This is a genomic window from Chlamydiota bacterium (assembly GCA_012729785.1).
In the GTDB taxonomy this organism is placed as follows: Bacteria; Auribacterota; Tritonobacteria; order UBA1439; family UBA1439; genus UBA1439.
Genome location: JAAYCL010000011.1, coordinates 56336 through 67986, shown reverse-complemented (window position 1 = coordinate 67986; position 11651 = coordinate 56336). Strand labels below are relative to the sequence as shown.

Here is an 11651-nt window from a genome sequence, read left to right as displayed (position 1 = left end):
CGATAGATTCAGGGGGCAATTTCTCCGGCTACGCGTGGGGAGAGAACGTAGGGTGGATCCATTTCGGGTCGGCGGAACCGGTGAGCTACCTGGTGAAGACGGAGTGGACGCCCGCGCCGACGCCGACGGAGACACCGACAGAAACGCCGACGGAGACACCGGAGCCGACGGAGACGCCGACGGAGACACCGGAACCGACGGAGACACCGACAGAAACGCCGACGGAGACGCCGGAGCCGACGGAGACGCCGACGGAAACGCCGACGATTACCCCGACGCCCACGGAGACGCCGACGCCGACAGAGACACCGACGGAGACGCCGACGATCACCCCGACGCCCACGGAGACGCCGACGCCGACGGAGACGCCGACGGAGACACCGGAGCCGACGGAGACACCGGAGCCGACGGAGACGCCGACGGAAACGCCGGAGCCGACGGAAACGCCGACAGAAACGCCGACGGAGACACCGACGGAGACGCCTGAGCCGACGGAGACGCCGACGATCACACCGACGGCGACGGAGACACCGTGCGCGGAGGCGTTCAGGGCCGGGGACGTGGAGGGGCTGGAGATCGGGACGGTGAGGGCGGAGGCGGGGAACGGGTGGTTCTATTCTTTCGGGTCGGTGGAAGGCGGCCCGTGGTCTCCCATGGGGATCGTGTACGACCGCAGCAACGCGTTCACCGACGAGGGCAGCTACTCGCCGCGGGCGATGGTGGTCGGGGTGCAAACTGAGGAGGAAGAAATCGCAATCGAAGCGGGTGATTACGTGACGGTGACGTACGACGGGGGGCAGACGAAGAAAGTCTACTTCCCCTCTTTTAGTGGGGATGAACAGTGGCTGTACGTGGGGGCGGACGGGTCGACGTACTGGGATGCGGGTCTGTGCGAGCTGGCGCAGGGCCCTCCGGCCCCCACGCCGACGCCGACGGCGACGGTGCCCCCGGCGAATCAGGCGCTGGAGACGGGAAGCGTATCGGGGATGAGAGTCGCGGTGCCAAGATCCGTGGAAGAGAATGGCTTTGTGTATTACATGGGGACCGCGGTCAATCCATCCGAAGAGATCATGGGGTCGGTGAATGATAGCGGCAATGAGTTTATGGAGGGGGCGGTTTATCCGTCAGAGGCAACGGCACTGTTTGTGGAACCGGTCGATACGACGATCACGGTTGATGCTGGGGACTGCCTGGTGATCGTGAATGAGGCGGGAGAAGAGATGAACGTGTACCTGCCGGAAATCAGCAGTGCGGAGGCCGTGACGCTGTACATCGGGAGGGACGGGACGACGTACTGGGACGCGGCGCTGACGAGCGTGGCGTGCGCGGCGCCTGGCGGGGATGTGATGATCAACTTCCAGCCCGAATCGTTCGCCGGACCGGCGTCGTTCTATCGGGATTGGGCGGCGACGCAGGGCGGGCACTGGGGGGCTGTGGGGGCGCAGGATTACGGATGGTGAGAAGCAGGGCGGCAAAGGAGGCCTCCATGGGGTCCTCGCGGTTATAGTGACCGCCTGGAGCAGTGGTAGGTACGGTACTACATGCGATGTTATATCCGGACGGGGCGCCAGGAGGTGATCGGCGCCCCGTCACCTTTGTCCGGACGGGAAGGGCGGTAATGTACCCTGTGGAAACGGAGCAGTTGTGGAAGGTCGAACGGCTGGCGACGATCGGTGAAGCGACGACAGCGATCATGCACGAGCTGAACAACCGGCTCACCGTTGTGATGGGGTATGCGGAGATGCTGTGCGCACAGGGAGAGGGCTTGTCGAACGGCGAGTATCCGCGGGCGCTCAGACATTCGTGCGAACAGTGTTGCCGCCTGGCGCGCGAGGTCCTGGCGTTTGCCAAGGGGGGAACGTACAGAATCAAAAAGGATCTCCGGGGGATCGTGGTAAAGGCCGTGGAGAGTGCCCGGGATATGCTCGACGGAGCGGATATCAAGGTGCGGCTCGGGTTTTCGGACGAGCGGATGGAGGCGTTGGTCAGCGAGGTCCAGGTGCGGCAGGTGGTGTTCAGTATCATCCGGAACGCATGCCACGAACTGACCAGGGTGGAGCGCCGGACGATCGAAATCACGGGGTGGAGGGAACGCGATCGAGCGGTGATCACATTCAGCGACAGCGGGCCGGGGATACGGGATGAGGATGCGGGGAGGATATTCGATCCATTTTACACCACCAGAAATGGGGAGGGGACGGGACTTGGCTTGAGCATGGCGCGGAGGATAGCGGAGGAGCACGGGGGGAGTCTCCATGCGGAGCGCGGGGTCGGCGCGGGAGCGAGATTCGTGCTGATACTTCCGCTGGCGGAAGGCATGTCGACCTATATTCGCCCGGGGACGGTGAGCGGGGATGCGTCGGGATCAAGGTTGACATGATCAGGAACGCGAGCGCGGCGAGAGGATCGAGGAGGGCGGAACGCAGGGACGGGACGCGTGATTCCGCGATAAAGACGGATGGATTGCTGCGGACGCTCACGCGGGAACTCTCGGCGCAGCGGGAGATGATCGATGCGTTGCGGCGCACCATTCTCCACCTGCATCTGTTGTTGGGGGTGAACCGGCGCGGCATGGAGGGGGGCGGGCCGGAGGCGGTTACTGCGGATGCGATGAACGAGTGGGACGATCTCGACACGGCGAAGCGGGCGATCACGAATCGCGCCGGCGCTTTCCGGATGCAATGATTCGGCCTCATCGCGGCAGCATGCATCCCTCCGACCTTCACCATTTCCCGAATAGTGCGTTGAGCCCGTGCGGTGCGGCGCTACCGCATCGCATGGCCGAGAATGGATACCAGGCGCAGCGATGAATGACAACGGCGGGAAGGCGCTGATCATCGGCGGCGAGGCAGCGCTCCGCAGGATGCTCGTGGGCCTGTGCGGGGAACTGGGGCTGTCGGCGAGGGGGGCCGCCACGCGGGATGAGGCGGGGGAGGAGTTGCGGAGGCAGTACCAGGACCTGATAATTCTGTGCGACGGGGTGCGCTGAAAATCGGTGCCGGAATTGATAGGGATGATCAGGGGGATGGATCTGGACTCGTGCATCCTCATCGCCGCCCCGGCGCGGGAGGGAAGGGCGATCGTCCAGTGCCTGAAGAGCGGGGCGTACGACACGATTCTCACGCCGGTGCGGAGGAGGTGGGCGGAGATCGTGATTGCACGGGCGATGGAGCGGAGGATGTACTACGCCGGCTCGCGGTTGATGGAGCGGTATCGGAGGATGGCCTTCCACGACACGCTCACCGGCCTGCACAATCACCGGTATTTCCAGCAGCAGTTGGACCTGGGGGTGCGGGCGGCAATCCGCTACGGCTACCCGCTCACGGTGATGCTGATCGATCTGGACGACTTCAAGGAGTACAACGACCGGCACGGGCATCTCGAGGGCGACAGGGCGCTCCGTGCGGTTGGGCGGCTCCTGGGCGGGTCGATCCGCGCGCAAGACACGGTGGCGCGATATGGCGGCGAGGAGTTCGGGCTCATCCTGCCGCACACCAGGAAGATCGCGGCGCGGCATATCGCCGTGCGGCTGTGCGACGCAGTGGAAAAACTCCGCTGTCTGCACGATCGGAGAAGGCCCGCGGGCCCGCTCACGGTCAGCATCGGCGTGGCGACGTATCCGCACGACGGGGAAGCGCCGGAGGCCCTGCTCGGCCGGGCGGACAGGGCGCTGTACGCCGCCAAGCGCGCGGGCAAGAACCGCGTCCGCGGCTGAGTGCGGACGTGGCCGACGGGGGTTCTATCCATCCGGCATCGTGCGTCTTCCCCTGTATGTTTCCACTCCACCTGTGCGCTTCTTGTGTTGACGCATCGGCCGGGTAGGTATACGGGCCGACTACCAGCTCGAGGTCGGGGTGCTACTCCGGAGCAGCGGCGGGAAGAGGTACGTATTCAGGCCGTGGCGCATAGCCATCGCGCCGGTGGCCGACAGGGAGGAGGCGGACGCGCTCGCGTGGGCCGTCGTCGGCATCGTGAACGGGATCCGGGAGCGGCGGGGCGCGCCGTGACTCGGATCCGAGGGGACAAAGCCGCCGCCCGGCGTCCTCGGGATCTACCGGCGCCTGCCGCGGACGGACTGCGGGGCGTGCGGGCACCGCACCTGCATCGCGTTCGCGGCCGCAGTGCGGAAGAACCCTGCCCTCGCGGCTCGTTGCCCCCACGCCTCCGCGGAGACGCTCCCGGCCGCCGGGGACTGACCTCCGCGCCGCCTCAGTGTGCGTCGAGGACGGAGCGGATCTTCAGGGCGAGCGCGTTGGGATCGAACGGCTTCTGGATGAAGTCCCGCGCCCCCTCGTCGAGCGCCTTCTGGCACTGGTAGTCGATCGAGAAGCCGGTGCAGATGATGACGGGGAGGTTCGGGAACTCCCGCTTGATCCGCGCAAACGTCTCCCGCCCCGCCCGTGTTCGGCATCACCATGTCGAGGAGGACGAGGTCCGCCTGCTTCTCACCCGCGCGGAGCAGCGCAAGCGCCTGCTCCCCGCTCGTGGCCTCGAGCACCGTGTAGCCCAGGCCCCCCAGGATGCGCCCGGTTATCCTCCGGAACATCGCCTCGTCGTCCACCACCAGCAGGGTTTCATTGCCGCGGAGGACGCCCGCGGGCCGGGCCGCCTCCTTCTTCTCAGCCTTCTCCGTGGCCGGGAGAAAGACGCGGAAGGTGGTCCCCTTGCCCGACGCGCTCTCCACCGCGATGCCGCCCCCGTGCCGGTCCACGATGCCGTTCACCATCGCGAGGCCGAGGCCCCGCCCCTTGCCGACGGGCTTGGTGGTGAAAAACGGCTCGAATATCCGGTCGAGTGTCTCCTTCCCCATCCCCATCCCGGTGTCGGCCACGGAGATCCGGACGTGGTTCCCCTTCCGCATCCGCGGGTGGGCGCGCACAAACTCCTCGTCGGGCACGGCGGCCGAGGTGCGCAGGGAGAGCGTCCCCCCCTCGGGCATCGCGTCGCAGGCGTTGAGGCAGAGGTTCATTATCACCTGGTGGCACTGCCCCTTGTCGCCGAGGACGTGCGGGAGTGTCGGATCGAGCGCGGTCTCGATCTTCACGCGCCTTCCCGCTGTCCGCCCCACCACCTTGAGCACCTCCTCGATCACCGTGTTGACGTTGAAGACCCCGGCGTGGTACTCGCTCTTGCGTGCGAAGGCCAGCAGCGAGTTCGTGAGGTCCGAGCCGCGCCACGCAAGTTTCTCCATCGTGTCCAGGTCGGCCCGGGCCTCGCCGTCCCTCGCCACGCGGCTCCGTATGAGGGTGATGTAGCCGATGATCCCCGAGAGGATGTTGTTGAAGTCGTGCGCGAGGCCTCCGGCGAGCGTCCCCACCGCCTCCAGCTTCTGCAGCTGGAGGAGCTGCCGCTCGACCTGACGGAGTTCCGTCACGTCGGCGGCGTAGATGTTGACGTACTCCGCGTCGGGGATCGGCGTGAAGGTGGCCGAGTAGGTGCGGCCCCCGACCTCCGACTCCCGGGTCCTGCCCTCCTTCCCGTGGAACGTCTCCCGGGCGAAGGCGCGCCAGTCGTCGGGGATGGTCTTTCCCGCCGTGATCCCCCATGCCTCGAGCAGGGGCCGCGCGGCGCCGTTGGCGTAGAGGAGTTCGCCCTCGATCGATACCCTGAGCACCGGGCTCGGGCTCTCGTCGGGGAAGCGCGCCAGGAGGCGCATCTTCTCCTCGTCGGCCCTCTTCCGGGTGATATCCCTTGCGATTGCGACGATGAGCCCGTCTTTCGGGAACGGCACGGCGTTCCAGGAGGCCCACCGGTACGTCCCGTCCCGGCAACGGCAGCGGTTCTCGAAGAGGAACAGGTCCTTGCCCGCGCGCAGGCGCTTTTCCGCCCCCACGGTCGCCTCCCGGTCGTCCGGATGGACCAGGTCGAGCACGCTCGACTGGAGCAGCTCTTCCTTCGACCAGCCGAGTGTGCGGGTGAAGGCGGGGTTCACCTGCCTGAAGTAGCCGTCGAAGCCCAGGATGCAGAGCATGTCGATCGAGAGGTTGAAGACCCGGTCGCGCTCGGCCGCGACGCGCCGCCGCTCCCGCCGCACCGCCGCCTGCCGGATCTCGCGCTCGACCGCCGGGACGAGTCGGACGAGGTTGTTCTTGCTGAAGTAGTCGTGGGCGCCGGCCTTCATCGCATCGACGGCGATATCCTCCCCGATGCTGCCGGAGACGATGATGAACGGGATGTCGAGCCCCCGTTCGCGGACGAGGGCGAGGGCCTTCGGCGCGCTGAAGCGCGGCAGGGAGTAGTCGGCGAGGATCACGTCCCACCCCCCCCGGTCGAGCGCCCCGCGCATCGCCTCCTCGGTCTCGACCCGCTCGTGGGCGGGGGCGTAGCCGCCGCGCTCAAGCTCGCGCACCATCAGCAGCTCGTCGTTCGGCGAATCCTCGACCATCAGCACCTTCAGGGGCGTGGGCATAACGTCCTTTCGTCACGAGGGCGGCGGCACGTTGACGATGAGCCAGTAGAGCCCGACCTGCCGCACCGCCTCCGAGAACTGGTTGAAGTCTATCGGTTTCTGCACGTAGCTGTTCGTCCCGAGCCGGTATCCCTCGATCAGGTCCCGGTCCTCCTTCGAGGAGGTGAGGATGACGACGGGGAGGAACTTCGTCTTCTCGTTCTCCCTGATGCGGCGCAGCACCTCGAGGCCGTCCACCTTGGGGAGCTTGAGGTCGAGCAGCACGAAGCCGATCCGGGACGGATCGTACGCATCCGGGCCGATGAGGTACTCGAGCGCCTCCCCGCCGTCGCGCGCCAGGACTACCGGGTTCATGATCGTGTGCTTCTTGAACGCCCTGAGGATCAGCTCCGCGTCGTCGGGATTGTCTTCGATCAGCAAGATGATCCGGTTTTCCATCGTTCCCTCCTTCCGACGGTTCTCACAGGGTGAAGCATATCGTCGCGCCGCCGCCCGGTTTTCCCTCCGCCCGCACGGTCCCGCCGTGGCGGTGGACGATCCTCTGCACGATCGCGAGGCCGATGCCCGTCCCCGGGAAGTCGCCGGCGGCGTGGAGCCGCTGGAACGGGGCGAAGAGCTTGCCCGCGTACTCCATCTCGAACCCCGCGCCGTTGTCCTGAACGCAGAACATCGTCACCCCGTTCTCACGGACCACCCGGAACTCGATACGGGCGTTCGGCGTCTTCCCGGTGAACTTCCAGGCGTTGTCCAGGAGGTTCTCCAGCGCGATGCGGAGCAGGCGCGGGTCGCAGCGGGCGACGGCGCCGGGCTCGACGACGTATTCCACGGCGCGCGCGGGTTCGGTGCGCGCGTGCGTCGCCAGGATCGTCTCCGCGATCGCGCTCAGATCCGTCTTCTCGATGCGCATCTCCGATCTCGTCACGCGGGAGAGACTGAGGAGGTCGTCGATCAGCTCGGCCATCGTCCGGCTCGCGTTGATGATGCGGCCGAGGTAGTCCCGCGCCTTCTCCTCCATCCGGTCGCCGTAGTCCTCCAGCAGCGCCTGGGCGAACCCCTCCATGCTCCGCAGCGGGGCGCGCAGGTCGTGCGAGGCGGAGTAGCTGAACGCCTCGAGCTCCCGGTTCACCATTTCGAGACGTTGGTTCGACTCGGCGAGCTGGGCGGTCCGCTCCTCCACCATCTCCTCCAGGCGGGTCGGTACCGCTCGAGTTCCTGCTCAGCCCGCTTGCGCGCCGAGACGTCGCGCACGGTGGCCAGGAGGAACGTCTGCCTGGAGACCGTCAGGGCCTTCAAGGAGACCTCGGTGTCCATCAGGGTCCCGTCCCGGGCCTGGTGCTGCCACTCGAAGAACTGCGGTTCGCCCGCGAGCGCGCGGTCGATCCTCTCCTTGGCGGCGGAGAGGGAGGGGCGCCCGTCCGGCTGGAGGGGCGGGGAGAACTCCGCCGGGCTGTGGCCGACGATATCCTCGCGCCGGCATTTCCAGAGCCGGCACGCCTGCTCGTTGCAGTCCGTGAACCGGTCCGTCATCAGGAAGATGCCGTCGGCCGACCCCTCGAAGAGGATGCGGTACTTGTTCTCGCTGTCGCGCAGCGCCGCGTGCGTCTCCTTCAGCTTTTCGTAGCTCCGCTTGAGCGCCCGGGTCCTCCGCGCGACCTCCCGCCGGAGGACGACGCTGAAGAGCCCGATCAGCGCCAGCAGGCACGCGGCGGCCGCGAGGGCCGCCTTGACGTAGAACGGGATCACCGGCTCCGGATGCAGGGCCAGCCAGCGGTGCAGCGCCCGGTAGTAGGCCGAGCGCGGATCGTTCTTCATCGAGGCGATCTGGCGGTCGATGGTCGAGATCAGCTCGGGGCCGATCCCTTTCCGGAAGGCGAGGTACAGGTTGTCCGGGCGGAAGATCACGTTCGAGGGGACCAGCTCCTCGTCGCGCTCGGGGGAGAACGAGAAGAACCGGGTCGCGATCATCAGGTCGGTCTCGCCGGACTTCACCGATCGGACGCAGCGCGGATAGTCGGGATAGGCGCGCATGGTGAAGTCGATCCCGAGGTTCGGCCGCAGCTCCTCGCGCAGGAACGTTTCCTGGACCGACCCCTCGAGCACCGCGATCCGCTTTCCGGCGAGGTCTCCCAGCGACTCGACGCGCATCCCCCTCCGGGAGTAGACGTCGAGCCACGACTCCAGCACGAAGACCCCGCCGAAGAGGAACTGCTCGGCCCGCTCCTCCGAGTACGCCACGTCGACGAGCGCGTCGATCTCGCCCCGCTGCAGCCGCCGGAGATTCTCCACCCAGGTCCCCGGGACGTAGTCGATCTCCCATCGTTCCCGACGCGCCACCTCGTCGACGATGTCGACGAAGAAGCCTTGCGCCGCGCCGTCGGCGTCGATGAACACCTTGGGGCTGTTCTGGTACACCCCGACCCGGAGCGTCAGCGCCCCCGCCGAACGCGGCGCCAGGAGGAGCGACGCGGAGAGGAGAAACAGGGCGGGGGCGAAACGAAACGGGATTCCGTGCGGGGCGCGCGGCGCCGGGGATCCGCGGGAGAGCGCCGCGGCGAGGCGGGGGATCGGGCCCCCGCGATGACGAACGGCTTCTGCTCCGCGCACCGGCCTCCTCCTTTGTCGGCCCGCCGCGCCGTCCCCGGGGGACGCTTCATTTCGGGGACCATCGTCAGTATAGCACAGTGCGCGCCGAAAGGCACGACCGCGTCGAGGCCGGAGGATGGAAAAGCGATCGGCAAGGCGCGTGACGCGCTTGCGCCGGGACCGTCGGACGATGTATCCTTACCGCATCGAGAGAGGAGGGGACGATGAAAGTTGCGGTGGCGGCGGTGGCCGTGTGCGCGGTGCTCGCGGCGGCGGGGCGCGACGAGCTGCGGGGGAGGATCGCGGCGGTGGACTCCGCGGCGGAGACGATCGAGGTGTCCGGGGTGAAGATCCTGGCCAGGGGGGCGGTGATCGAGGACGAGCAGGATCGGAGGATCCCGCTCGCGGACCTCAAGGCGGGCGACGGCATCGAGGTCGACGGCGCGTTCAACGCGGCCGGCGAGCTCGCGGCGACGAAGATCGAGAGGGACTCCTCCCCCGGCGGCAAGATCGAGGGGGCCGTCTCGGCCGCGGACGCGGCGGCGCGGACGATCACCGTCGGCGGGGTCGCGGTCCGCGTGCCCGAAGGGGCCCGGATCGAGGACCGGCGCGATGCGGCGATCCCGTTCGAGAAGCTCGAGGCGGGCGCGCGCGTCGAGTGCGAGGGGAACTGGGGCGCCGCGCGGGAGTTCACCGCGACGAAGGTCGAGCTGGAGTGAGATGAGGGTCGTCTCCGGGCCCCGGATCGGCGCGCGCGGCAGGATCGCCCTCTGCGTCAACGCCGTCGTCTTCGACGCAGAGCGGCACAAGGTGCTCCTGACGCGCCGCGCCGACAACGGGCAGTGGTGCCTCCCGGGCGGCCACGTCGATCCCGGGGAGACGGTCGCGGAGTCGTGCCGGCGCGAGGTGGAGGAGGAGACGGGGCTGCGCGTGCGGGTGGGGCGGCTCATCGGCGTCTACAGCAGCCCGGACCGCGCGGTCGACTACGGCGACGGGAAGCTCCTCCAGATCGTCGCGCTCAGCTTCGAGGCCGCGGTCGAGGGGGGGAAATTGGCCGCGAGCAGCGAGACGACCGCGAGCGGCTTCTTCGCGCGGGATGAGATCGCGCGGATGGACCTGATGGCGCACCACCGCGAGCGCATCGCCGACGCCCTCGCCGGCCTCCCCGCCGCATGCGTCCGCTGACCCCCGGGATTTGGCCCCCCCCATCCGCTTCCCGGCGCGCCGCATGGGCCGTGTCCGGTTCACGATCCGCCCGTTCGTCCCGCGGACGCGGCGCCGGTCGGCCGTTCCGATTGAAAACGGAAGCCGAAGCTGGCATACTGGGCGTGGATACGGGGCGGTGTAGCTCAGCTGGCAGAGCAGCGGAATCATAATCCGCGTGTCGCAGGTTCGACTCCTGCCACCGCCACCACAACTACCGTTTCTAGTTTCTCGTTGCTCGTTTCTAGGGACAACATACCCCGCACATGAGCCGGCGAGTATCCGCGTGAGAAAGACATTCCTCGTGTTCGGCAGCCCCCTGATCGAGGAGCCCGAGATCGCGGAGGCCGTGGAGTGCCTCCGGTCGGGCTGGATCTCGACGGGGCCGCGGGTCGGCAGATTCGAGGAGATGTTCCGCGCGTACGCCGGGGCGAACTACGCGCACGCCCTCGGCTCCTGCACGGCGGGGCTCCACCTCTCGATGCTCGTGTCGGGGGTCCGGCCCGGCGACGAGGTGATCACCTCCCCGATGACCTTCGCGGCCACGGTCAACGTCATCACGCACGTCGGCGCCGTCCCGGTCTTCGCCGAGATCGACCGCCGCACGATGAACATCGACCCGGAGGAGATCCGGCGGCGGCTCTCCCCCAAGACGCGCGCCGTCATCCCGGTGCACTTCGCCGGGCGCCCCTGCGCGATGGACCCGATCCTCGAGATCGCGCGGGAGCGCGGGCTCGTGGTCATCGAGGACGCCGCGCACGCCATCGAGGCGGTCTACCGGGGGAGGAAGATCGGCTCGATCGGCGACCTCACCGTCTTCTCCTTCTACGTGACGAAGAACATCACCACCGGCGAGGGCGGGATGGTCACCACGAACAACCCGGCCTGGGCCGAGCAGATCGAGATGTACGGCCTGCACGGACTGAACAAGGGCGCCTGGAGGCGCTACACCGACGACGGCTTCAAGCACTACGAGGTGGTCTACCCCGGCTACAAGTACAACATGACGGACCTGCAGGCGTCGCTGGGGATCCACCAGCTCCCGCGCATCGAGCGCTACCTGCGGCGCCGCGAGGAGATCTGGCGCCGCTACGACGAGGCGTTCCGGGACCTGCCGCTCATCCTCCCCGCCCCCCCCGAGCCGGACACCGTCCACGCCCGCCATTTGTACACCCCGCTCGTGGACATCGACGCCCTCGGCAGGAGCCGGGACGAGGTCCAGCAGGCGCTCCACCGGGAGAATATCGGGACCGGGATCCATTTCGTGAGCGTGCACCTGCACCGGTACTACCGCGAGCGGTACGGGTACCGGCGCGGGGAGTTCCCGAACGCGGAGTTCGTGTCGGACCGGACGATCTCGCTGCCGCTCTCGGCGAAGCTCTCCGACGGGGACGTGGAGGACGTGATCGCGGCGGTGCGGAAGGTGCTGGCGTGACGGCGGCGGCGCGCCCCCGTC

General features: G+C 67.8%; 12 protein-coding genes, 1 tRNA gene and 1 pseudogene. 10 read left to right on the top strand and 4 right to left on the bottom strand.

The genetic code is table 11. The features are described 5' to 3' along the window. Positions 1-107: 107 nt before the first annotated feature. The 6 genes and pseudogenes from GXY35_02345 (at position 108) to GXY35_02320 (ending at position 4007) form a co-directional block, all read left to right on the top strand. Positions 108-533, top strand: a pseudogene (locus tag GXY35_02345) (type VI secretion system tip protein VgrG). Between the two features lie 1085 nt (positions 534-1618). Continuing rightward, positions 1619-2380, top strand: a complete 762-nt coding sequence (locus tag GXY35_02340) for a HAMP domain-containing histidine kinase (GenBank protein NLW93434.1) — start codon at positions 1619-1621, stop codon at positions 2378-2380. Continuing rightward, a complete protein-coding gene (locus GXY35_02335; protein NLW93433.1) occupies positions 2377-2685 on the top strand; it encodes a hypothetical protein in 309 nt (102 codons plus the stop codon). Before GXY35_02340 ends, GXY35_02335 begins: the two co-directional genes overlap by 4 nt. A gap of 121 nt (positions 2686-2806) precedes the next feature. After that, positions 2807-2989, top strand: coding sequence for a hypothetical protein (locus tag GXY35_02330; protein NLW93432.1), 183 nt, complete (start codon positions 2807-2809; stop codon positions 2987-2989). A 24-nt stretch (positions 2990-3013) separates the two neighbouring features. Beyond that, positions 3014-3715, top strand: a complete 702-nt coding sequence (locus GXY35_02325) for a GGDEF domain-containing protein (protein ID NLW93431.1) — start codon at positions 3014-3016, stop codon at positions 3713-3715. Positions 3716-3854: 139 nt separating this feature from the next. Further along, positions 3855-4007, top strand: a complete 153-nt coding sequence (locus GXY35_02320; GenBank protein ID NLW93430.1) for a hypothetical protein — start codon at positions 3855-3857, stop codon at positions 4005-4007. A 44-nt stretch (positions 4008-4051) separates the two neighbouring features. On the opposite strand, the gene GXY35_02315 is transcribed toward GXY35_02320, so the two are convergent. Genes GXY35_02315 through GXY35_02300 form a run of 4 tightly spaced genes read right to left on the bottom strand, consistent with a single transcriptional unit; the run spans position 4052 to position 9013 of the window. Then, on the bottom strand, positions 4052-6409 hold the full coding sequence (locus tag GXY35_02315; GenBank protein ID NLW93429.1) for a response regulator: 2358 nt from the start codon (positions 6407-6409) through the stop codon (positions 4052-4054). Positions 6410-6421: 12 nt separating this feature from the next. Further along, positions 6422-6847, bottom strand: coding sequence for a response regulator (locus GXY35_02310; GenBank protein ID NLW93428.1), 426 nt, complete (start codon positions 6845-6847; stop codon positions 6422-6424). 22 nt (positions 6848-6869) lie between these two features. Then, positions 6870-7586: a GHKL domain-containing protein gene (locus GXY35_02305; protein ID NLW93427.1), complete on the bottom strand. Its 717-nt coding sequence runs from the start codon at positions 7584-7586 to the stop codon at positions 6870-6872. Next, positions 7532-9013 (bottom strand): transporter substrate-binding domain-containing protein, encoded by a 1482-nt coding sequence (locus tag GXY35_02300; GenBank protein NLW93426.1) that lies wholly within the window; start codon positions 9011-9013, stop codon positions 7532-7534. Before GXY35_02300 ends, GXY35_02305 begins: the two co-directional genes overlap by 55 nt. Before the next feature lie 203 nt (positions 9014-9216). Here GXY35_02300 and GXY35_02295 point away from each other — a divergent pair, with 203 nt between their 5' ends. The 4 genes from GXY35_02295 (at position 9217) to GXY35_02280 (ending at position 11630) form a co-directional block, all read left to right on the top strand. Next, entirely contained in the window at positions 9217-9711 is a 495-nt protein-coding gene (locus tag GXY35_02295) for a hypothetical protein (GenBank protein NLW93425.1), read from the top strand. A 1-nt stretch (position 9712) separates the two neighbouring features. Continuing rightward, positions 9713-10177: an NUDIX domain-containing protein gene (locus tag GXY35_02290; protein NLW93424.1), complete on the top strand. Its 465-nt coding sequence runs from the start codon at positions 9713-9715 to the stop codon at positions 10175-10177. Between the two features lie 153 nt (positions 10178-10330). Then, positions 10331-10406: transfer RNA gene (locus GXY35_02285), tRNA-Met, on the top strand. A 75-nt stretch (positions 10407-10481) separates the two neighbouring features. Beyond that, on the top strand, positions 10482-11630 hold the full coding sequence (locus GXY35_02280) for a DegT/DnrJ/EryC1/StrS family aminotransferase (GenBank protein ID NLW93423.1): 1149 nt from the start codon (positions 10482-10484) through the stop codon (positions 11628-11630). The last annotated feature ends 21 nt before the right edge of the window (positions 11631-11651 follow it).

Coding starts and splice junctions, on each gene's coding strand:
- GXY35_02340 (NLW93434.1), top strand. CDS start 1,619: ATGTACCCTGTGGAAACGGAGCAGTTGTGGAAGGTCGAACGGCTGGCG.
- GXY35_02335 (NLW93433.1), top strand. CDS start 2,377: ATGATCAGGAACGCGAGCGCGGCGAGAGGATCGAGGAGGGCGGAACGC.
- GXY35_02330 (NLW93432.1), top strand. CDS start 2,807: ATGAATGACAACGGCGGGAAGGCGCTGATCATCGGCGGCGAGGCAGCG.
- GXY35_02325 (NLW93431.1), top strand. CDS start 3,014: ATGATCAGGGGGATGGATCTGGACTCGTGCATCCTCATCGCCGCCCCG.
- GXY35_02315 (NLW93429.1), bottom strand. CDS start 6,409: ATGCCCACGCCCCTGAAGGTGCTGATGGTCGAGGATTCGCCGAACGAC.
- GXY35_02310 (NLW93428.1), bottom strand. CDS start 6,847: ATGGAAAACCGGATCATCTTGCTGATCGAAGACAATCCCGACGACGCG.
- GXY35_02295 (NLW93425.1), top strand. CDS start 9,217: ATGAAAGTTGCGGTGGCGGCGGTGGCCGTGTGCGCGGTGCTCGCGGCG.
- GXY35_02290 (NLW93424.1), top strand. CDS start 9,713: ATGAGGGTCGTCTCCGGGCCCCGGATCGGCGCGCGCGGCAGGATCGCC.